Here is a 19,883-nt window from a genome sequence, read left to right on the forward strand (position 1 = left end):
ACCGTCGGGCAGCTTCCGTCAGAGAAACGCAGCCTACAGGCTGCGACTGAGACGTGGTGGTTATGGGTCCCGGATCGCCTTCGGCGTCCGGGATGACACCGCAACGAAAGATTTTTCAAGCTCTGAGGGGAAGGAGAGGGGCGGCGCGTCTTCGACAAGCCTCGGGCCCCACCCGACCTCCGTCGGCTTCGCCTCGGAGGCCACCCTCCCCTAGGGGGAGGGACTCTTCCCCGCCCGCCCATCGACGCGGCGCGGTGCCTGCAATTGCGGCATCGACTTCTCGCGCGGGTGCGTTAACCTCTCCTTCACCATTCGCGAAAGAGGAGCCGAGACCATGCGCGTTCTGTCGTCCGCCGCGGCCGCCGCCGCCTTCGTCGTGTTCGCCGCCGCACCGGCGCTCGCCGGGCCGATGGGTTGCGGCAGCCGGGCGCCCGCGATCGTCGCCCACAAGGCGACGACGCCCGTCGCGAAGCGCGCGCCCGTCGTGTCCGAGGTGATCGTCACCCCGGGCGTCGCGACCGTCGCCGGCATCCGCCCGGCCCCGGTCGCCCCGCCGGCGCTCTACGTGATCGAGGGCGAGACGGTCCGCTCCGGCAGCTGAGCGGCGCGCCGCCTCAGGCCTTCCGCGTCAGCGCGTAGAGCGCGATGGCGGCGGCGTTCGAGACGTTGAGACTCTTGATCGCCCCCGCCATGTCGAGCCGCGCGAGCACGTCGCACAGCTCGCGCGTGCGCGCGCGCAGGCCCTTGCCCTCCGCGCCCATCACCACGACGAGCGGCCGGCGCGTCTCGACCCGCTCGAGCTCGACCGGCCCCTCCGAATCGAGCCCGACCCGCAGATAGCCGCGCTCGCCCAAGGCGACGAGGGCGTCGCCGAGATTGCGCACGATCACGAAGGGCACGTGCTCGAGCCCGCCCGACGCGGATTTGGCGAGCACGCCCGTCGCCTGCGGCGAATGCCGCGCGGTGGTCAGGATGGCGCTCGCGCCGAAGGCCGCCGCGGTGCGCACGATCGCGCCGACATTGTGGGGATCGGTGATCTGGTCGAGCGCCACCACGAGCGCATCGTCCGGCAGCGTGTCGAGATCGTCGCTCTCGAGCGGCTCGGCCTCCGCATAGAGCCCTTGATGGACGGCGTCCGCCTCGACCAGCGCGTCGATGGCGGAGGGCCGCACGATCTCCGGGGCGAGCCCGCGATCGGGAAATTCCTCCGCGAGGCGCCGCGCCGCGTTCTCCGTGGCGAGGAGCCGGAACAGCGTGCGCTTGCCCGCGCGCACGGCCTCGGCGACGGGATGCCAGCCGTAGAGGATCACCGCGCCGTCGCGCGTCGGGCCGGAGCCGCGCGCGCCCCCGCGCGAGCCCTTGCTCGGCCCGCGTCCGAACGCCTTCTTCGCATCCCCCTTGCCGAAGCCTCTGCCCGAGCCGCCGCCGAAGCGGCGCGGGCCCCCGCTGCCTCCCGCCTTGCGGGGTCCCGACCGCTCGTCCGCCACGCCTCGTCCCTCGCATCGTGATCGCTCCCGTCCTCCTCGCGCGGGAGGCGCGCGCGGTCAAGCGCGGGCGGCGGCGGGCGCGCGCGTTTCGCGTGGAATTTGCCGTTGACAGGGCCGTTCCGGGTCACCATAAACCCGGCACGCCTCGCGGGGGGTGCCGAACGGCGCCCTCGCGACGGGTGAGGGGGAATGTCCCGAGCGGCAAAGGGGGCGGACTGTAAATCCGCTGGCTAACGCCTTCGTAGGTTCGAGTCCTACTTCCCCCACCATCCCGAAGGCGCTAGCATGGCCCCGCTCGTCGGCCCGACCGGCGCGCCGTGCGGGTGTAGCTCAATGGTAGAGCAGCAGCCTTCCAAGCTGATGACGAGGGTTCGATTCCCTTCACCCGCTCCAATTATCGATTCACATCGCTCGGACTTGCGTAGTGAAGTCCCGGCCTTGACCTGAGCCGGCGCCTCGGTTGATTCAGTGCGCAAATTTAGTCGCTTATTTCTCGCTTCGCGCGCGTCGCGTACGGCGGATGCTGGACGAGCGGGCGCGCGCGCAGAATAGCTCATCGGCACCGACACGCGATGCGGAGAGCATCACGAGGAGCGAAAAAGCCGTGCTTCAGATCGATGCCGCATTGGCCTCGATCCGCACCTTCACCAAGCTGTTTCCATGAAAAAAGCCAACCGGCGTCTTGCGACGGGGGCTCGGTGACCCAAACCCGATCCGGCTGGCACCCTCGAATATGCTTTCCCGGTGCGGACCTGTCAATCATCGCGACCCCGCCCTGCAACCCGATCACCCCCCGCCATCCGTCCCCGCCAGCGCCTCCAGCCCCTCGCGCAGGCGCGCTCCGTCCGCGCCCAGTCGGCGGTCGAGGTCGGCATGGGCTCGCTGCCAGATCGGCACCGCCTGCGCCAAGAGCGCGCGTCCGGCATCGGTGAGCGCGAGGGTGCGGGTGCGGCGGTCCGTCGGTGCGGGCGTCACCACGACGAGACCGCGCCGCTCGAGCGGCTTGAGCGCCGCCGTCAACGTCGTGCGGTCCATCGCGAGGAAGGACGCGGTGGCGCCGATCGACGGCGCGCCGGGCCGGTTCAGCGACATCATCAGCGAGAATTGACCGTTCGTCAGATCGAGCGGGCGGAACGCCTCGTCGAAGCGGCGCGCGAGGATGCGCGCGCCGCGCTGCGCGCGCAGGCACAAACAATGGTCCCGCACGTGCAGGGTCGTCTCGAAGGAAACGGGATCGGCGTTTGACATGGGTCCAATATGTTGATATCAACTCATACCGTCAAGAGCGCTCGCAGAGGCGCCGACGCGACGTCGCACGGACGTCCCAGCGGAAGGAAAAACAGACATGACCGACGCCCCCACCATCGCGGACGCGACCCGTCCGGACGCCGCCCTCATGCGCGGCGTGATCCCCCATCTCGGCTACGACGGGCGCGCCGCCGAGGCCGCCGCGTTCTACGCCCGCGCCTTCGCCGCGCGCGAGCTCGGCCGCTACCCGGACGCGGAGAATCCCGGCCGCTACATGCACATCCAGCTCGAGATCAATGGCGGCGCCTTCATGATGACCGATTGCCGCGCGCCCTGGCAGTCGGGCCCGACGGTCCATTCTGGCTCGCACGGCACGCTCGTCGTCGCCGACGGCGAGGCCTGGTGGAACCGCGCGGTCGAGGCGGGCTGCGCGGTGCTGGTGCCCTTCGAGCGCCAATTCTGGGGCGATCGCTGGGGCATGCTCCGCGACCCCTTCGGCGTCGAATGGGCGATCGACGAGCCCGCCTGAAGCCGAGACATCGACAGACGTCGCCCCCTCTCGAGACAGGAAACACGACATGACCTTCATCGACGGATTCGTCGCCGCCGTTCCGACCGCACGGCGCGCGGAATATATCGAACATGCGCGGATCGCCTCGGCCGTCTTCAAGGAGCTCGGCGCCATCCGCGTCGTCGAGTGCTGGGGCGCCGACGTGCCGGAGGGGAAGGTGACGTCCTTCCCCATGGCCGTGAAGCGCGGCGAGGACGAGACCGTGGTCTTCTCCTTCGTCGAATGGCCCTCGCGCGCGGTGCGCGACGCCGCCTTCGCCAAGATGATGGACGATCCGCGGATGAGCGCGGAGACGAACCCGATGCCCTTCGACGGGCAGCGGCTGATCTATGGCGGCTTCGAGACGGTTCTCGACGTGTGAGAAGGCGCGCTCCGCCGCCCGCGTGGCCGGGCGGCGGAGCGCGCGCCCGTCCCGGCTCGGCACGCCCGAGCCGACCGGGTCGTAAACCGTTTCTTATCCGCATCCCCGATCCGTGCTTGCGGCCACATCCACAAGTCAGCGCCCGTTAAGCCCTCCCGTGCTTGCCTCCGGTTCATGACGCGGAACAGCACGGAGAGCCGGGAGGAGGGCGCGTGAAGCCGGTGAGCATGGCGCATACGCAGGGCCTGCACGGCCGCCTCGCTTCGATCGGCGGGTCGCACGCGCGCGTGCGCATCGAGGCCGACGCGCTCGCCTGCCTGTTCGAGGGGCTCGCGGTCGGCAGCCTCCTGCAGATCCGCGCCGCCCGCTCCTTCGCTGTCGCCGTCGTCACCGCGATCGAGGAGTGCCGCGAGCGAGCGGGGGAGGTCGTGGCCGACGTCGATCTCCTCGGCGAGATCGCGCTCGGCCGCTCCGGCACCTGGACCTTCCAGCGCGGAATCAGCGAATACCCGCCGATCCGCAGCGCCGTCGAGCTCCTCCACCGCGACAATCTCCGGCTCATCTACGATGTCGGCGCCGCCGAGACGATCGAGATCGGCTCGCTCGCGCAGGATCCGACCATCCCCGCTTACGTCAGCCTCGACGAGATGCTGACCAAGCACTTCGCCGTGCTCGGCACCACCGGCGTCGGCAAGTCGACGGCGGTCGCCCTCGTCCTGCGCGAGGTGCTCGCCGCGCGGCCGCAGCAGCGCGTGCTCCTCGTCGATCCGCACAACGAATACGGCACCTCCTTCGGCGAGCGCGCCAAGGTGCTCACGCCCTCGACCTTCCGCCTGCCCTATTGGATGTTCAGCTTCGAGGAGATCGTGGACGCGATCTTCCGCGGGCGTCCCGGCGTCGACGAAGAGGTCGATATCCTCGCCGAGGCGATCCCCGAGGCCAAGGCCCTCTTCGCCGAGGGCCGCGACCAGGGCACCGCGAGCCTGCGCCGGGCCGAAGCGGACGGGGGCGGCTTCACCGTCGACAGCCCGGTCCCCTACCGCCTGACGGATCTCGTCGGCCTGATCGACCGGCGCATGGGCAAGCTCGAGAGCCGCGCGCTCGTGCCCCGCTTTCAGCGGCTGATCGCGCGCATCGAGAGCCTCTCGAACGATCCGCGCTATCGCTTCATGTTCCAGGGCGCCACGTCCGACGGCGACACCATGGCGGCGATCCTCACCAACCTGTTCAATCTCGACGGGCGCGCGCAGATCACCGTCGTGCAGCTCGCGGGCTTCCCCGGCGAGATCGTCGACACCATCCTCTCGGTCCTCTGCCGCACCGCCTTCGAGCTCGGCCTGTGGAGCGGGGGCGCGGTGCCGCTCCTCGTCGTCTGCGAGGAGGCGCATCGCTACGCGCCGGGCGACCGCACGCTCGGTTTCGGCCCGACCCGCAAGGCCGTCTCGCGCATCGCCAAGGAGGGCCGCAAGTTCGGCGTCTCGCTCGGGCTCGTGACGCAGCGCCCCGCCGATCTCGATCCGACGATCGTCTCCCAATGCAGCACGATCTTCGCGATGCGCATGGCGAACGACCGCGACCAGGCGATCGTCCGCTCGGCTATTCCCGACGCCGCCGCGGGGCTCGTCGCCTCCGTCTCCGCGCTCGGCCCCCGCGAGGCGATCGCCTTCGGCGAGGGCGTCGCGCTGCCGACCCGCATCCGCTTCGGCGAGCTCGCCGCCCCCCACCTGCCGCGCGCCACCACGATCGCTCAGGCGAGCGGCGAGGGCCTCGACCGCTGGGCGATCGCCAAGGCCGTCGAGCGCTGGCGCTCGGCCGGCATGTGCCGACGGTTCAAGGGGGCGTTCGAGTAGCGCGCCCCTTGCGCGTCGACAGGAGGAGGCTCGTCTCGCTCGTCGCGACGCCTTCGAGGCGGCGGATCTCGGTGAGCACGCGGTCGAGATCCTCGAGCGTGTCGGTCGCGATCTCGGCGACGAGGTCCCATTTGCCGTTCGTGGTGTGCACGGTCGCGACCTCGGGGAGGCCGCCGAGGCGGTGGACGATCCGCTCCGTGCCGCGGCCCTCGATCGCGATCATGGTCAGCGCCCGCACCGGCGCGGGCGCGATCTCGGCGCGCGTGAGGATCGTGAAGCCCTGGATGTCGCCGCGCGCGACGAGCCGATCGAGCCGCGCCCGCACGGTCGCGCGTGCGAGGCCGAGGCTCGCCGCGAGTTCGGAGAGCGAGAGGCGCGCATTCCGGCGCAGAGCCGCGACGAGAGCCTGATCGGTATCGTCCATTTCGTCGCCTCCATCGACCGTTTCGAGCGATCGACCGCCGTTTCGGGCAAAACGGCGGCTCCATTCCGCCGCAGCGTGCGCCTACCCTTACCGGATCGAACGATGACGCGAAAGCGGAGGAGCCATGCCGTCGACCCCGTCTCACAAGGCCGAGGTGCCCTTCGTCAGCGTGGACGCCATGATGCGGCTCGTGCACCGGGTCGGCATCGAGCCCTTCCTCGTGCGCCTCGCCGATGCCATCGAGGAGGATTTCCGGCGCTGGGAGGCCTTCGACAAGACCCCGCGCGTGGCGAGCCATTCGCGCGAGGGCGTGATCGAGCTGATGCCGACCTCCGACGGGACGACCTACGGCTTCAAATACGTCAACGGCCATCCTTCGAACACGCGCCGCGGCCTGCAGACCGTCACCGCCTTCGGGCTCCTCGCCGACGTCGCCTCGGGCTATCCCGTTCTGATCTGCGAGATGACGATCCTCACCGCCCTGCGCACGGCCGCGATGTCGGCGCTCGCGGCGCGCCATCTCGCCCCGCCCGGCGCGCGCACGATGGCGATGATCGGCAACGGCGCGCAATGCGAGTTCCAGGCCCTCGCCTTCCGCGCGCTCCTCGGCGTCGACGCGCTGCGCCTCTACGACGTCGATGCGGACGCGACCCGCAAGGCGATGCGAAACCTCGCCGGCAAAGGGTTCGCGCTGACCGCCTGCGGCTCGCCGGAGGAGGCGATCGAGGGCGCGCAGATCGTCACCACCTGCACCGCCGACAAGCAATACGCCACGATCCTCACCGACAACATGGTCGGATCGGGCCTCCACATCAACGCGATCGGCGGAGACTGCCCCGGCAAGACGGAGCTCCACCGCGACATCCTCGCCCGCTCGGAAATCTTCGTCGAATACGCCCCGCAGACGCGCATCGAGGGCGAGATCCAGCAGATGCCCGCCGACCACCCCGTCACCGAGCTCTGGGAGGTGATCGCGGGGCGCGCTTCCGGGCGCACGAGCGCGCAGGCCATCACGCTCTTCGACAGCGTCGGCTTCGCCATCGAGGATTTCTCCGCCCTGCGCACGGTGCGCGCCCTCCTCGCCGAGACCGGCGATTACGACAAGCTCGACCTCCTCGCCGACCCCGACGACCCGCGCGACCTGTTCGGCATGCTCGAGCGCGCCGCACCGCGAGAGGCGGCGGCGGAGTGAGCTAAGGCCGGGGGCGGCTCAGGTGTCTCGGGCGCTCGGCCCCTCCGCGCCGTCTGCGCCGGGTCGACGCAGACGCGCCATCGCCACGAGAAGTGCTGCCGCGATCAGCACGGACACCCCGTAGAGCGCGGCCACCGTCTCGAACAGCGGCTGGACCTGCAGCACGGCGCTCGTCGCGAGCATGCCGAGGCCCATCGCCATGCGCTCCAAGGCATAGGATACGCCGATCACGCGCCCGCGACTCTCTGCGGGAGCGCGCTGCAGGCTCGAATAATAGGCGACCTCGGTCGAGGCGTCGAAGATTCCGGCCGCGAAGGCGAAGAACACCACGACCGGCACGACGAGCGTCGCGAAGACACCCAGGAACATCGCGAAGGTCAGGATCATGCCGACGAGGAAGACGCGCTCCAGCCCGAAGACGTCGCGCGCGATGACGGGATGGGCGAGGATCCGCGGGATCGCGCCCGCCGCGACGAGCCGGCCGGCGCCCCAAGCGGCCATGATCAGGCCGAACAGGAAAGCCGGATTGTCGGGATCGAAGTCGGCCGAGAAGACGGGAAAGCCGATATTGTGGGCGCTCGATCCGAAGGCCTCCACGCCGCGTGCGATGAAGGTGATGGGCAGCGCGATGGATACCGCGCGGATGAGGGCGAGGATCGGCACCGGCGCCACGGGAGGAGCGGCCTTCGCCTCGATGCGCGCCAGCGCGGCCGCGGGCGCGGCCGAGCCGATGCCGCGCATCAGGAGGAACAGCGCGAGTGCCGACACCAGATAGGTCGCCGCGTCGATCAGGAACACGCCCTTGAAGGACATCAAGGCGAGGACGAATGCCGCGGACAGCCCGCCCACGACCTCCGCGACCCCTTCGCTCGCGTTGAACGTCGCGTTGACGGCGTGTCTCTGGTCGTAGCCGCGCAGAGCCGGCGCCTCCGCGTAGAGCGCGACCTTGAACAAGCCGGTGCACGATCCGAGAACGATGGCGAGGGGCACGAACAGGATCGGGTGCCATTCCGCCGGCGCGAGCGCGAAGAGGAAGAGGCCGAGAGCGCGGCCGAGATCGGCGGCGATCAGGATCGCCCGCCGCGGCATGCGATCGGCAATCCTGGAAGCGAGCGTGCTTCCCACCACGGTGGCTGCGAGCCGCGCCGTCAGGAACAGGCCCACCGCCAACGCCTCTCCCGTCGCAGCGAAGACGTAGGCCGAGAGGATGACCATGTCCATCGAGCTCGCGCAGTCGGACACGAACTTGGCGCCGACGAAAGCACGGAAACGACCGGGGCCCATCGTCGCCGGTGCGGCGCTCGCCGTCACGGCGCTCATTCGATCTCGATACGCAGCATCGCGCATGCCTTCTCGTACAGGGCGATGACGTCCTCGGGGCGCTCGCCTAGCTCTTGCGCGCAGTCGGCGCCTGGTTCAACCAAGCCATGAGTCTGCTGGCAAGGTCTAGGCTCTCTTCGGTTTTCTCATCAAGCAACCGGTTTATTATAATATTGGTCCATCTTCGGTCTCGCATACCGGGTTCATTCATAATCATTACATTGATAACGTATTTGCGATCTGACTTGAGTTTTTCGATAAAATTGGATCTTTTGCAGGCGCCTATCCACGTTAAATCTGAAATTAATATCGCGCGAATGCAAAACAGCGCCTTGATTATTTTCTTATTGCTATCGGAGCATTCAGTCATTGTTTTTGCCTGCGTTCGAGTTCGGGGACTACGACTAGGCGACTAGAAGCCATCGCGAAGATGCCATGAGGCGCTCCGCCTGCAAGCGAAGAAAGGTCCGATTTTCGGACGCTTTTCCATCTCGAAAAGCCTTGAGAATTGAGACTAAACGAGCGATTCTCTAGACTCTGATATTCGCGGCATGTTCGAAGTAGAGCGATGCAGGAGCCGGTTTCGCTAATTAATGCTCCGTTGTCCGCGGGGCTGGGACGCCGCGTTCGCAGTGCGACGCGCCTCGTGGCTGCCATAAGTGCTTGGACAAAGGGTGCCTTCGCGCCCGATCCCGCATTGCGGGCCATGCTGGCTCTCGTCGAAGCGACGCTCGCCGGGCAGGCGATCAACGTGAAGTGCCTGGAGAGTCACTACGACGGCGCGCGCTCGTCCTTCCACCTGTTCCTGCGGCGTCTGGTGGATGCGGGCGTCGTTTCGATCTCGGTCGACGAGCGGGATCGTCGCGGGCGTCTCGTGCGCCTCGCCCCCGCCGTCGTGGCTCGTCTGATCGAGGGGCTCGACGCGGGCGACCTCACCCTCGGCGATCCCCTGGAGATCGCCTGTGCAGGCTCGCCGCGCTTCGCACGCGCGCTCGATCTGTGGCGGCGCCTGCGTGGTTACGCGCCTCTGCCGACGCTCGCCGCGAGCGACCTGATCGCGATCGCGGATACGATCGACGGCGCGAGCACGCACATCGTCGAGCGCGTGGCCGGCGAGTCTCTCGACTTCCGCTTTCTCCACGTCGGTGCCGTCGGCGAAAGCGAGCGGCGGCTGATGAATTCCGACCTGCTCTCGTCCCTGCCCGACGACGATTACCGCGAGCGCGTGCTCCAAAGCTATCGTGGTGCCCTCGAGGCGGCTGCTCCGTCGCTCTCCTCCGTCGCGCTCGCGACGCGCATCGGCACATTGCGCTATCGCCGGCTGATCCTGCCGTTCGCCGAGGAGAGCCGCGCGGCCAAGCACCTGGTCGTGATCATCGCCGACCCCGAGCGGGGACGCTGACCGCTCAAATCACCACCGGCGCCGCCAGCCCGGCGAGGGCGTGCAGGATCGAATAGGCGGTGGAGGCCGACGTCTTCGGGTTGGCGCTCGCGGTGCCGCCCATCTCGACGCGCAGCGTGCCGATCGCCGAGCGCGCCTCGACGATGCCGAGATTGCCCTGCGCGGAGGGATCGGCGACGAGGCGCACGCGGGTCGCGTCGAGGCCGACCCCGGCGAGGGCGACGGTCGCGGCGAGGTTGGCGTTCTTCGGATAGGAGAGCGCGGCCTCGCGGGCGCTGCCCTCGAAGAAGGTCGCCGGCGCGGCAAGCCCGTCGAGGTCGAGGATCGCCTCTGCCGGGGTGCCGCGCCAGGCCGCGGGCGGCTTGATCGAAACATAGGTGACCGCGTCGAGCCCCGCGCGGGCATGCGCGCCGAGGCCGTCGAGCCCCGCGATCGCGCCCGCCGGCACGTGGAGCCGCGCGCCGCCCGCCCGCGCCGCGGCGATGCAGGCGTCGAGCACGCCCGGCCGCGCCAGCGCGCCCGTCGAGATCGCCATCACGTCGATGCCCGACGCGAGCAGCGGCTCGGCGATCGCGGCGAGCGCGTCCTGGCCCGCGCATTCGACGACGAGATCGGGGGCGAGCGCCGAGAGCGCGTCGAGACTCTCGGGCAGCGCGAGGTCGGGCCCGAGCCGGGCGCGCGCCGCCTCGCGACCCGAGCGCGCCAGGAGCGCCGCGAGCGCGATCCCCGCGATCCGCCCCTGCGCGATGGCGTCGGCGATCACCTGCCCGATCGCTCCATAGCCGACGATCGCGACGCGTCGCGTGCGTGAGGCGCTCATGCGAAATCTCCTGTCTTTGTGGGTATCCCAGCTACACGTCTCGCTGCGCCCGCCAGACGAGCGCCGTCTCGTCACGAATCGTCGTTCGCGCAAGCGTACGACGCATTCCGGCGCGCTCCCTCTCCTTCCCCTCGGGGTTTGAGAAATCTTTCGTTTCGGTGTCATCCCGGACGCCGAAGGCGATCCGGGACCCATAACCACGACGATTCAGTCGCAGCCTGTAGGCTGCGTTTCTCCGACGATCGACCCTGCTGCACGGTGGTGCAGCGAGCGCGGCATGCGCGCTCGGACGGTCGTCGAGGTTATGGGTCCCGGGTCCGCTTCGCGGCCCGGGATGACAACCTCCGAAAGATTCACAGACTTCCATGCACAGAGCGCTTTGCGAGGAGAACAGACTCGCATCACGCCTCACGGGCGGCCCCCGCGCGCAGAGCCCAGACGCTCGCGCGCTTGATCTCGGCGTCCTCCAGCGCGCGGGTGACGGGGACCTCGTAGGTGGCGAGCGGGTGGAGCCTGTCCTTCGGCAGGTAGGAGCGGCCCGGATCGCCGATCAGCACGAGCGCCCCGCGCGCCTCGAGCCGCACGAGCCACTCGACCACCCGCGCCGCCATGTCGCGCTCGTAGCAGACGTCGCCCGCGAGGACGACGTCCCAGCCCTCGTCCGCGCCGACGAGATCGCCCGCACGCGGCGCGACCGCCACCCCGTTCGCCTGCGCGTTGAGCGCGATCGCGGCGAGCGCGAAGGGGTCGATCTCGGCGGCCTCGACCCGCGCCGCCCCCGCCATCGCGGCCGCGATCGCGACGAGGCCCGATCCGCTGGCGAAATCGAGGACGCGCGCGCCGCGCACCGTCTCGGGCGTGTCGAGGAGATAGCGCGCCAGCGCCTGTCCGCCGGCCCAGGCGAAGGCCCAGAAGGGCGGCGGCAGGCCGATCGCGCCGAGCTCCTCCTCGGTCCGCTCCCAGAGCGCGGTGGCCTCGTCGGCCACGTGGAGCACGATCTCGGGGGCGTGCGGCACCGGCAGCGCCCGCGTGTTCGCGCGGATGAAGGCGGGGGCGTCGGCGGGGGTGAGCGGGCGATCCATGTGCAGGAGATTAGCGTCTCGACGACGCACCCCGCGATCCCTAAATCAAGCCCGCGACTTGATCCCGCGGATTCGATCCCGCGCACGAGGAGACACGGAATGCCGGCCAATCCCTTCTTCGAGCCCTGGTCGACCCCATTCGAGGCGCCGCCCTTCGCGGCGATCACGCCGGAGACGATCGAGGCGGCGCTGGAGGAAGCGCTCGCCCGACACGAGGCCGAGATCGCCGCCATCAAGGCTGTCCCCGAGGCGCCGTCCTTCGAGAACACGATCCTCGGCCTCGAACGCGCCGGTCGCGACCTGACGCGGGTCGCGAGCGTCTTCTACAACCTCGCTTCCGCCGACACGAACGACGCGCTCCAGGCGATCGAGCGCCGCTTCGCGCCTCTTTTCTCGCGCCATTGGAGCCGGATCGGCCTCGACGCGGACCTCTTCGCGCGCGTCGCCGCGGTGCATGAGGCGCGCGAGAGCCTCGGGCTCGACCCGGAATCGCTGCGGCTTCTCGAGCGCACCCACGTCGGCTTCGTGCGCGCCGGCGCGCGGCTCGGCGCGCAGGACAAGGAGCGGCTCGCCGCGATCGACCAGCGCCTCGCCGAGCTCGGCACCGCCTTCGCCCAGAACGTCCTCGCCGACGAGCGCGACACCGTGATCTGGCTCGACGACGCGCGCGATCTCGACGGCCTGCCGGATTGGCTCGTCGCCGCCGCCTCGGGCGCCGCCGCCGAACGGGGAGGGGAGGGGCGCCACGCGATCACCCTGTCGCGCTCGCTGATCGAGCCGTTCCTCACCTTCTCCGCCCGCCGCGACCTGCGCGAGCGCGCCTTCACCGCCTGGGTGAGCCGGGGCGAGGCGCGGCGCGAGACCGACACCCGCCCGATCGTCGCCGAGACGGTGCGGCTGCGGGCCGAGCGCGCGCGGCTCCTCGGCTACGAGAGCTTCGCCCATTTCAAGCTCGACGATTCCATGGCCCGCACGCCGAACGCCGTCGACGATCTCCTGAAGGCGGTCTGGCGGCCCGCGCTCGCGCGCGTCGGCGAGGAGCGTGCGGCGCTCGCCGAGGTCGCGGCGGCGGAGGGCGTGAACGACGGCGTCCGTCCCTGGGACTGGCGCTACCTCGCCGAGAAGGTGCGGCGCGCCAAGCACGATCTCGACGAGGGCGCGCTCAAGCCCTATCTCGCGCTCGACAACATGATCGCGGCCGCCTTCCACGTCGCGGGGCGCCTGTTCGGCCTCTCCTTCACCGCCCGCCACGACGTGCCGACCTGGCATCCGGACGTGCGCGCCTTCGAGGTGACGGGTCCGGACGGGGCGCATGTGGGGCTCTTCTACGGCGATTATTTCGCGCGGCCCTCCAAGCGCTCCGGCGCCTGGGCCTCGAGCTTCCGCGGCCAGCGCAATCTCGATGGGCGCGTGCGGCCGATCATCGTCAACGTGATGAACTTCGCCCGCGGGCCGAGGGGCGAGCCGACGCTCCTCTCCTTCGACGACGCGCGCACGCTCTTCCACGAATTCGGCCACGCGCTGCACGGGCTCCTGTCCGACGTCACCTACGGGTCGCTCGCCGGCACGAGCGTCGCGCGCGATTGGGTGGAGCTGCCCTCGCAGCTCTACGAGCACTGGCTCGAGACGCCGGAAGTCATCGAGCGCTTCGCGCGCCATTACCGCACCAACGAGCCGATGCCCGCCGACTTGCGCGAGCGCCTGAAGGCCGCGCGCAGCTTCAACCAGGGCTTCGCCACGGTGGAATATTGCGCCTGCGCCTTCGTCGATCTCGATTTCCACCTCCTCTCGGAGGCCGGCGAGATCGATCCGATCGCCTTCGAGCGCGACGCGCTCGCGCGCATCGAGATGCCGGCCGAGATCGTCATGCGCCACCGCACCCCCCATTTCGCCCACGTCTTCGCCGGTTCGGGCTATGCGGCGGGGTACTATTCCTATCTGTGGTCGGAGGTGCTCGACGCCGACGCCTTCGAGGCCTTCCGCGAGACGGGGGACGTGTTCGACGCCAAGACCGCCAAGCGCCTGCACGATTTCGTCTACGCGGCGGGCAATCGCCAGGACCCGGCGGACGCCTATCTCGCCTTCCGCGGCCGCATGCCCGACGTCGCGCCCCTCCTGCGCAAACGCGGCCTCCTCGATCGGGTCGCCGCGCCGGCAGCGGGAGAGGCGTGAGGTGACGCGCTCGTGACGGGCGATGGGCGCGCGGGGCCGCGTGCGCCCATCCGGATTGGGCATTTCCGCAAAGGAATGTTTTGCATCGTAAAGTGGTCTGAATGAACTCCTGTGGATCGTACCCCCGAGACATGCCTGAAGGGGGGCGTTCACGTCATGAGAAACCTAGGGTCAACCTGGTTCCGCTCGCTCGGAGCCCGCATCATCCTCGTCGCGGTGGGGATCGCCGTCGTCGCGATCTCGGCGGCTGCCGTGCTCACGACTTTGACCAGCGCAGAGCGCAACCGCGTCGACTTCGATCAGAAGACGAACGCGCTCGCCACCATGATCGGCAGCGCCGCGCCGATGCTCGTCGTCAGCCACGACACGACGACGCTCTCCTTCCTCCTGAAATCGCTCGAGGAGGACCCGGATTTCCGCTCGGGCGCGGTCATGGACGATTTCATGGTCCTCGCCTCGGCCCAGTCCTCCGCCGACGAAGCGGCGCTGACGCCCTACGGCCTCGCCGATCGCATCGGCGCGGAGCCCTTCGAGGCGCTCGCCGCGACGGAGACCCTCGTCGTCGAAGAGGGCACGCGGCTCCTGCGGCTCGAGGCTCTGCGCATGGGCTCGGACCGGCGTCTCGTCGGCGTCGTCGCGCTCGAATTCGACACGCAGCGCCTCGCCGAGCGCACCCGCGGCGACATCGTCATGACGGCGACGGGCGGCGCGGGCATCGTCCTCCTGATCGCGATCGTCCTGTGGGCGTCGCTCGCGCGGCTGATCGCGCCGTTGGCGCCGCTCACCGCCTCCATCGTCGGCCTCGCCGAGGCGCGGCTCGACCAGACCGTCCCCGCCCGTGAGCGGCGCGACGAGATCGGCGAGATCGCCCGTGCGGTCGCCGTGCTCCAGGTCAACCTCGTCGAGCGCGAGGAGCTGCAGGCGCAGCGCGCCCGCGACGAGAGCGAGCGGCTCGAGCGCGTGCGCGCGGTCGAGGGGGCGATCGCCGCCTTCCGCACCGCCGCCGAGACCGCCCTCGTCGCCTTCGAGGCGAACGCCTCCCGCGCCGAGGCCGTCGCCGCGAGCGTCGCCGAGCTCGCCGCCGGCGCCGCGCAGAAGACCCGCGACGCGAGCGGCGCCTCGCAATCCGCCTGCGAGCGCGTCGGCAATGCCGCCCAGGCGACCGAGGAGATGAGCGCGGCGCTTCGCGAGGTCGAGAGCCAGATCGTTGCGGCCCGCGAGGCGATCGTCGGCGCGGCCTCCGCCTCCCGCGAGACCGCCGAGGGCATGACCGCGCTCGCCCGCGACGCATCGGGCATCGAGGAGGTGGTCCGCCTCATCCAGGCGATCGCCGAGCAGACCAATCTCCTCGCGCTCAACGCCACGATCGAGGCGGCGCGCGCCGGGGAGGCCGGCCGCGGCTTCGCCGTCGTCGCCGCCGAGGTGAAGGCGCTCGCGAGCCAGACCGCCGCCGCCACCGATCAGATCGTCGCGAAGGTGCAGGCGATCCAGGCCGGCACCGACCGCATGGTCGGCGAGATCGGCGCGATGACCGAGCGCATGACCGGCATCGAGAGCTTCGCCGGCGCGGTCTCGGCGGCGATCGAGCAGCAGACGGCGGCGATCCAGGAGATCGCCGCGAGCGCGGCCGCGGCCAACGCCGACACCCGCGGCGCCACCGCCGATCTCGGCGCGGTCGAGGGCAGCGTCGCCGAGATGGAGCGCGCGAGCGCCGATGTCGGCCGCGCCTCCGGCGATATCCGCGCCGAGACCGGCCGCCTGCGCGACACCGTCGAGAGCTTCCTCGCCCGCGTCGCGGCGTAGGGACGACGCTCGGCGAGAGGGAGCGGGAGAGCGCGGTCCTCTCCTGCTCCCGAGAGTTCGTGCGACGTCGGGGCGGTGTCATCCCGGGCCGCGAAGCGGACCCGGGACCCATAACCTCGACGACAAGTCCGAGCGCGCATGCCGCGCTCGCTGCACTACCGTGCAACATCGATCGTCGGAGAGACGCAGCCTACAGGCTGCGACCGATACGTCGTGGTTATGGGTCCCGGATCGCCTTCGGCGTCCGGGATGACACCGCCGGGGCTGCTCCCCCGTGTCATCCCCGGCCGGAGCACGCGTAGCGTGCGCAGGGGAAGGGGGCCCAGCACCAAGACGTGTGCGAAGCACACCATCGTGCCGCCGACCAGGCGGCTAGACGCCGCCACAAGCGCGTGCTCCGCAAGCAATTTCTACGCTGGGTCCCCTTCCCCTCCGGTCGCAAGCGACCTCCGGCCGGGGATGACACGGGGGAGCACTCACCCCCTTGTCGGCGCGACTGACTTTGCGACACCCCTGAGCGGAAGAAGCGCGAGCCCCCTCACGAAGCCGGGTGGACGAGCCGGCGCGCGATCGGCTTGACGATCTGCGGCAGGAGGTAGATCGGGAACTGGGCGAGCGCGAAGAACAGGAAGGTCACGTCCGGCGTCGCGGCGCCGAGCGCGGCGACGAGGAGGCCCATATTGCGCTGGCCCGTCGCGTAGCCGAGCACGAAGCGATCGCCCGCGGGCAGCATCCGCAAGCCGACGAAGGCGATCGCGAAGCCCACGATCGAGAGCGCGAAGACGCCGGCCAGGATCGCGGCGACGAGGGCCGGCGTCTCGATCATCGCGACGAGCACGCCGTCCATCGCGGCGATCGCGAAGAGCGCGTAGAACACGACCGCGAGCCCGTCGAAGGTCCCCTTGTGGCGCGCGATGCGCTCGCGGCCGAGCACGAGGCGGATGATCGCGGCGAGAACCACCGCGCCCCCGATGAGGAGCGCGAGCCGCTCGATCAGGATGCCGACGTCGAGCGGCACCGCGGCGCCCGCGACGAATTCGACGAGCGGCGGCGCGACGAGGGGCGCGAGCGCGGTCGTCAGCAGCACCGTCGCGACGAGCAGCGTCGGCGGCAGGTTGAGCAGCATCGCCACCGCAGGCGAGGACAGGATCGGCGGCGCCGCCGCGTAGAGCGCGAGGCCGAGCACGATGCCGGGCCCGAGCGCCTCGCGCCCGACGATCGCGAAGAGGCCGAGCACGACGAGCGGCGGCGTCGCGAGCAGCCACAGGCTCGCGAGCGCGATCGGCGCGGGCCGCCGGCCGAGGGCGCGCAACGCGGCGAGGTCGACGCGCGCGAAGGTCATCGCGAGGAAGGCGAAGATGGTGAGCGCGAGGAGCGGGCGCGCGGCCGCCGCGAATTGCGGCAGCGCGAGGCCGATCAGGATCGCGACGACGAAGCCCTGCGTGCCGTAGCGCCCGACGAGCGCGAACAGATCGAGGATGCGGTGCAAGGTGTCGTCCTCGGGTGGGGCTCGTCTGCAGTCAAGCTCGTCGCGCGCCCGTCGGCTCGCCCGCGCACGAGCGGGGATCGCGGCGTTGGGCATGGCGCTCGCGCGGTTTTTTCCCTAGACCGTGCGCAAGGCTCAGGACAAGACCCGGGGAAGCCCAATCATGCGTGCGGATGTCGTGGTGCTCGGCGCCGGAATCGTCGGCGTCTCCATCGCCCTCCACCTGCAGGAGCGCGGCCGGCGCGTCGTGCTGGTGGACCGGCGCGGGGCGGGCGAGGAGACGAGCCACGGCAATGCCGGGCTCATCGAGCGCGCCTCGATCGTGCCCTACGCCTTCCCGCGCGAGCTGACGACGCTGCTGCGATACGGGCTCAACCGCTCGACCGAGGCGCATTACCACCTCTCCTTCCTGCCCAAGATCGCGCCCTGGCTCCTGCGCTATTGGCGCGCTTCCTCGCCGCGCGCGCTGGCGGAGGCCTCGCGCGCGATGCTGCCCCTGATCGAATTGTGCGTGACCGAGCACGAGCGGCTGATGGCGCAGGCGGGGATCGCGCCGATGCTGCGCAAGACGGGCTGGATCAAGGCCTTCCGCTCGCAGCGCAACCTCGACAAGGCGCTCGCCGAGGCCGCCCGCGCCAAGCCCTTCGGCATTCGCTACGACGCGCTCGACGATGCGGCGATCCACGCCCGCGAGCCGCATCTCTCCGACGTGATCGTCGGCGGCATCCATTGGCTCGATCCCGCGACGGTGCCCGATCCCGGCGGCGTGGCGAAGGGCTATGCGCGGCTATTCGTGCAGCGCGGCGGCCGCTTCCTCGAGGGCGACGCGCGCTCCTTCGGCGTCGCGCCGGGCGGCTGGGCGGTCGACACGGCGGAGGGACGGGTGAGCGCCGAGATCGGAGTCGTCGCGCTGGGGCCCTGGTCGGACGTCGTCTTCGCCCCGCTCGGCTACCGCATCCCGCTCGCGGTCAAGCGCGGCTACCACATGCACTACAAGGCGAGCGGCAACGCGGTTCTCAATCACCCCGTCCTCGATACCGACAGCGGCTTCGTGCTCGCGCCGATGTCGCAGGGCATCCGCCTGACGACGGGGGCCGAATTCGCGAGCCGCGAGGCACCGCCGACGCCGGTCCAGCTCGACCGCGCCGAGCCGCTCGCGCGGGAGATCTTCCCCCTCTCGGAGCGCGCCGATCGCGAGCCCTGGCTCGGCAATCGGCCGTGCCTGCCCGACATGCGCCCGGTGATCGGGCCCGCGCCGAAGCATCCCGGCCTCTGGTTCGCCTTCGGCCACAACCACCACGGCTTCACGCTCGGCCCGGTCACGGGGCGCCTCGTCGGCGAGATGATGGACGGGCAGGCGCCCTGCGCCGATCCGTACTGGTTCCGCGCGGACCGGTTCTGAGGTCGCGACGCCCGCGTCTCACCCGCGCGCGGCGGTGGTCTTGCGGCGCAGCAGCCGCTTGGCGAGCCGCTTGAGCGTCGCGCGCGCCGTCTCGCGCCGGGCGATTCCCGCGAGGAGGCGCGCGAGCCGCGTCGGCTCGGCCGCGGGCGCGAGCAGGATCGCTTCGTCGCGAAAGCCGAGCCGCTCGGGCCAAAGCCCCTCGACGGGATGGCCGGGGGCGGCGCAGGAATCGAGGCTCCTCGCCGGCAGCGATCCGTCCGCCAGCGCCCGCGCGGTATAGGCGTCGAGCTGGACGCCGGGGGAGCCGCGGGCATAGGCCTCGTCGAAGGCGCATTTGAAGGTGCCGCCGGCCTCCCCCGCGAGGAGGTGGATCGAGGCCGCGATCGGGCGCCCGTCGAGACGCATGAGGTCGATCGCGATCGCGGGGGCGGCGGCCCGCGCGCAGAGCGCCTCGCGCGCGAAGGCGAGCCGGTCGGGCGCCTCCGCGAGCGCCGTGCCGGCCCGGCCCTTCCAGCCCGAGGCCTCGAGCGCGAGGAAAGCCTCTCGCCCCGCCTCGACGCCCGCGCCGGTCAGCGTCTCGAAGGCGATCGTGCCGTGCTCGGACAGGCGCCGGGCGTCGCGCCGCAGATCGCGCAGGCGGCGTCCGGCGACGGGCGCGCTGTCGGCTGCGAGGCCGGCGCGGGCGAAGCGGGATATCGGCGCGTGCGGCAGCGCGAGCGACGCGGCCGCCTCGGCGAGCGCCTCGGAAGCGGGACCCTCGCGCAGGAAGCGCAGCCGCAGGAGCGTGCCGGGCGCCTGCGTGGCGAGGTGGCGCACGAGGGCCGCGGCGGCGGGCATTGCGGCGTCGCGGTCGAGGAGGGGGGTCGTATCGACGACCATGGGATGCACGAAGGCTTCCGGCCCGTCCGCGGCGAGGCCGAGCGCGACGAGCGTGCGCCGCAGAGCGCCCCGCGCGGGCATGAGCACGGGCAGGAGCCCGACGAGACGCGGGCCCTCGGCACTCTCGGCGCGGACCCAGGCGATCGCGAGCCCGCCGCCGGGCCCGAGGCGCTCGGCGAGCGGGATCAGGAAATCGGGGCCGTAGAAGGGGTTCGGGTGCGCGCTGCGGTGCAGGAGCGCCGCCCATCGCGCGCGCGTGCCGGGCTCGGCGGCGAAATCGGCGAGCGGGGTGAGGCCTGTCGACGGACCGCCCGAGACTTGGCCGAAATCCGTGTCGCCCGTCGCCGCCGTCTGTGCGGGGCCGTGCATGGTGCCGCCTCCGCG

General features: G+C 70.8%; 17 protein-coding genes and 2 tRNA genes. 11 read left to right on the forward strand and 8 right to left on the reverse strand.

Annotated features, from left to right (window positions below):
- Positions 1-334: 334 nt before the first annotated feature.
- Positions 335-601, forward strand: coding sequence for a hypothetical protein (locus ACK4UM_RS00825; protein WP_409794249.1), 267 nt, complete (start codon positions 335-337; stop codon positions 599-601).
- Between the two features lie 13 nt (positions 602-614).
- Here ACK4UM_RS00825 and ACK4UM_RS00830 read toward each other — a convergent pair whose 3' ends face one another.
- Complete coding sequence (locus ACK4UM_RS00830; RefSeq protein WP_409794253.1) at positions 615-1,487, reverse strand: TrmH family RNA methyltransferase; 873 nt, start codon at positions 1,485-1,487, stop codon at positions 615-617.
- Between the two features lie 183 nt (positions 1,488-1,670).
- Between ACK4UM_RS00830 and ACK4UM_RS00835 the strand changes: the two genes are divergently transcribed.
- Both ACK4UM_RS00835 and ACK4UM_RS00840 read left to right on the forward strand, forming a co-directional pair.
- Positions 1,671-1,756: transfer RNA gene (locus tag ACK4UM_RS00835), tRNA-Tyr, on the forward strand.
- Between the two features lie 50 nt (positions 1,757-1,806).
- Positions 1,807-1,880, forward strand: a tRNA-Gly gene (locus tag ACK4UM_RS00840).
- A gap of 393 nt (positions 1,881-2,273) precedes the next feature.
- Here the strand turns inward: ACK4UM_RS00840 and ACK4UM_RS00845 are convergent.
- The gene (locus tag ACK4UM_RS00845; RefSeq protein WP_409794256.1) at positions 2,274-2,735 is read right to left on the reverse strand and encodes a MarR family winged helix-turn-helix transcriptional regulator; all 462 of its coding nucleotides are present in this window, start codon (positions 2,733-2,735) and stop codon (positions 2,274-2,276) included.
- A gap of 97 nt (positions 2,736-2,832) precedes the next feature.
- Here ACK4UM_RS00845 and ACK4UM_RS00850 point away from each other — a divergent pair, with 97 nt between their 5' ends.
- The 3 genes from ACK4UM_RS00850 (at position 2,833) to ACK4UM_RS00860 (ending at position 5,517) form a co-directional block, all read left to right on the forward strand.
- Complete coding sequence (locus tag ACK4UM_RS00850; RefSeq protein ID WP_409794258.1) at positions 2,833-3,264, forward strand: VOC family protein; 432 nt, start codon at positions 2,833-2,835, stop codon at positions 3,262-3,264.
- A gap of 49 nt (positions 3,265-3,313) precedes the next feature.
- Positions 3,314-3,667, forward strand: a complete 354-nt coding sequence (locus ACK4UM_RS00855; protein ID WP_409794261.1) for a DUF1428 domain-containing protein — start codon at positions 3,314-3,316, stop codon at positions 3,665-3,667.
- 212 nt (positions 3,668-3,879) lie between these two features.
- The gene (locus ACK4UM_RS00860) at positions 3,880-5,517 is read left to right on the forward strand and encodes an ATP-binding protein (protein WP_409794264.1); all 1,638 of its coding nucleotides are present in this window, start codon (positions 3,880-3,882) and stop codon (positions 5,515-5,517) included.
- On the opposite strand, the gene ACK4UM_RS00865 is transcribed toward ACK4UM_RS00860, so the two are convergent.
- Entirely contained in the window at positions 5,498-5,941 is a 444-nt protein-coding gene (locus ACK4UM_RS00865) for an Lrp/AsnC family transcriptional regulator (RefSeq protein WP_409794266.1), read from the reverse strand. The genes ACK4UM_RS00860 and ACK4UM_RS00865 overlap by 20 nt on opposite strands.
- 124 nt (positions 5,942-6,065) lie before the next feature.
- On the opposite strand from ACK4UM_RS00865, the gene ACK4UM_RS00870 reads away from it, so the two are divergent.
- Positions 6,066-7,133 (forward strand): ornithine cyclodeaminase, encoded by a 1,068-nt coding sequence (locus tag ACK4UM_RS00870; protein WP_409794268.1) that lies wholly within the window; start codon positions 6,066-6,068, stop codon positions 7,131-7,133.
- Positions 7,134-7,151: 18 nt separating this feature from the next.
- Here ACK4UM_RS00870 and ACK4UM_RS00875 read toward each other — a convergent pair whose 3' ends face one another.
- Positions 7,152-8,453, reverse strand: coding sequence for an MFS transporter (locus tag ACK4UM_RS00875; protein ID WP_409794271.1), 1,302 nt, complete (start codon positions 8,451-8,453; stop codon positions 7,152-7,154).
- 706 nt (positions 8,454-9,159) lie between these two features.
- On the opposite strand from ACK4UM_RS00875, the gene ACK4UM_RS00880 reads away from it, so the two are divergent.
- On the forward strand, positions 9,160-9,855 hold the full coding sequence (locus ACK4UM_RS00880; RefSeq protein WP_409794274.1) for a hypothetical protein: 696 nt from the start codon (positions 9,160-9,162) through the stop codon (positions 9,853-9,855).
- 4 nt (positions 9,856-9,859) lie between these two features.
- Here ACK4UM_RS00880 and ACK4UM_RS00885 read toward each other — a convergent pair whose 3' ends face one another.
- The gene (locus tag ACK4UM_RS00885; RefSeq protein WP_409794277.1) at positions 9,860-10,675 is read right to left on the reverse strand and encodes an aspartate dehydrogenase; all 816 of its coding nucleotides are present in this window, start codon (positions 10,673-10,675) and stop codon (positions 9,860-9,862) included.
- A gap of 401 nt (positions 10,676-11,076) precedes the next feature.
- Positions 11,077-11,757: a class I SAM-dependent methyltransferase gene (locus ACK4UM_RS00890; protein ID WP_409794280.1), complete on the reverse strand. Its 681-nt coding sequence runs from the start codon at positions 11,755-11,757 to the stop codon at positions 11,077-11,079.
- 99 nt (positions 11,758-11,856) lie between these two features.
- Between ACK4UM_RS00890 and ACK4UM_RS00895 the strand changes: the two genes are divergently transcribed.
- Both ACK4UM_RS00895 and ACK4UM_RS00900 read left to right on the forward strand, forming a co-directional pair.
- The gene (locus tag ACK4UM_RS00895; protein WP_409794282.1) at positions 11,857-13,929 is read left to right on the forward strand and encodes a M3 family metallopeptidase; all 2,073 of its coding nucleotides are present in this window, start codon (positions 11,857-11,859) and stop codon (positions 13,927-13,929) included.
- Between the two features lie 156 nt (positions 13,930-14,085).
- Positions 14,086-15,732: a methyl-accepting chemotaxis protein gene (locus tag ACK4UM_RS00900; protein ID WP_409794285.1), complete on the forward strand. Its 1,647-nt coding sequence runs from the start codon at positions 14,086-14,088 to the stop codon at positions 15,730-15,732.
- A gap of 538 nt (positions 15,733-16,270) precedes the next feature.
- Here ACK4UM_RS00900 and ACK4UM_RS00905 read toward each other — a convergent pair.
- Positions 16,271-17,221, reverse strand: a complete 951-nt coding sequence (locus ACK4UM_RS00905) for a Na+-dependent transporter (RefSeq protein WP_409794288.1) — start codon at positions 17,219-17,221, stop codon at positions 16,271-16,273.
- A 160-nt stretch (positions 17,222-17,381) separates the two neighbouring features.
- Here ACK4UM_RS00905 and ACK4UM_RS00910 point away from each other — a divergent pair, with 160 nt between their 5' ends.
- Positions 17,382-18,620 carry an NAD(P)/FAD-dependent oxidoreductase gene (locus tag ACK4UM_RS00910; RefSeq protein WP_409794291.1) on the forward strand — a complete coding sequence of 413 codons (1,239 nt, stop codon included), beginning with the start codon at positions 17,382-17,384 and terminating at the stop codon, positions 18,618-18,620.
- Positions 18,621-18,638: 18 nt separating this feature from the next.
- Here the strand turns inward: ACK4UM_RS00910 and ACK4UM_RS00915 are convergent, their stop codons facing one another.
- A complete protein-coding gene (locus tag ACK4UM_RS00915) occupies positions 18,639-19,868 on the reverse strand; it encodes a GNAT family N-acetyltransferase (RefSeq protein ID WP_409794294.1) in 1,230 nt (409 codons plus the stop codon).
- Positions 19,869-19,883 lie beyond the last annotated feature (15 nt).

Source organism: Salinarimonas sp. (genome assembly GCF_046292825.1).
Classification (GTDB): domain Bacteria; phylum Pseudomonadota; class Alphaproteobacteria; order Rhizobiales; family Beijerinckiaceae; genus Salinarimonas.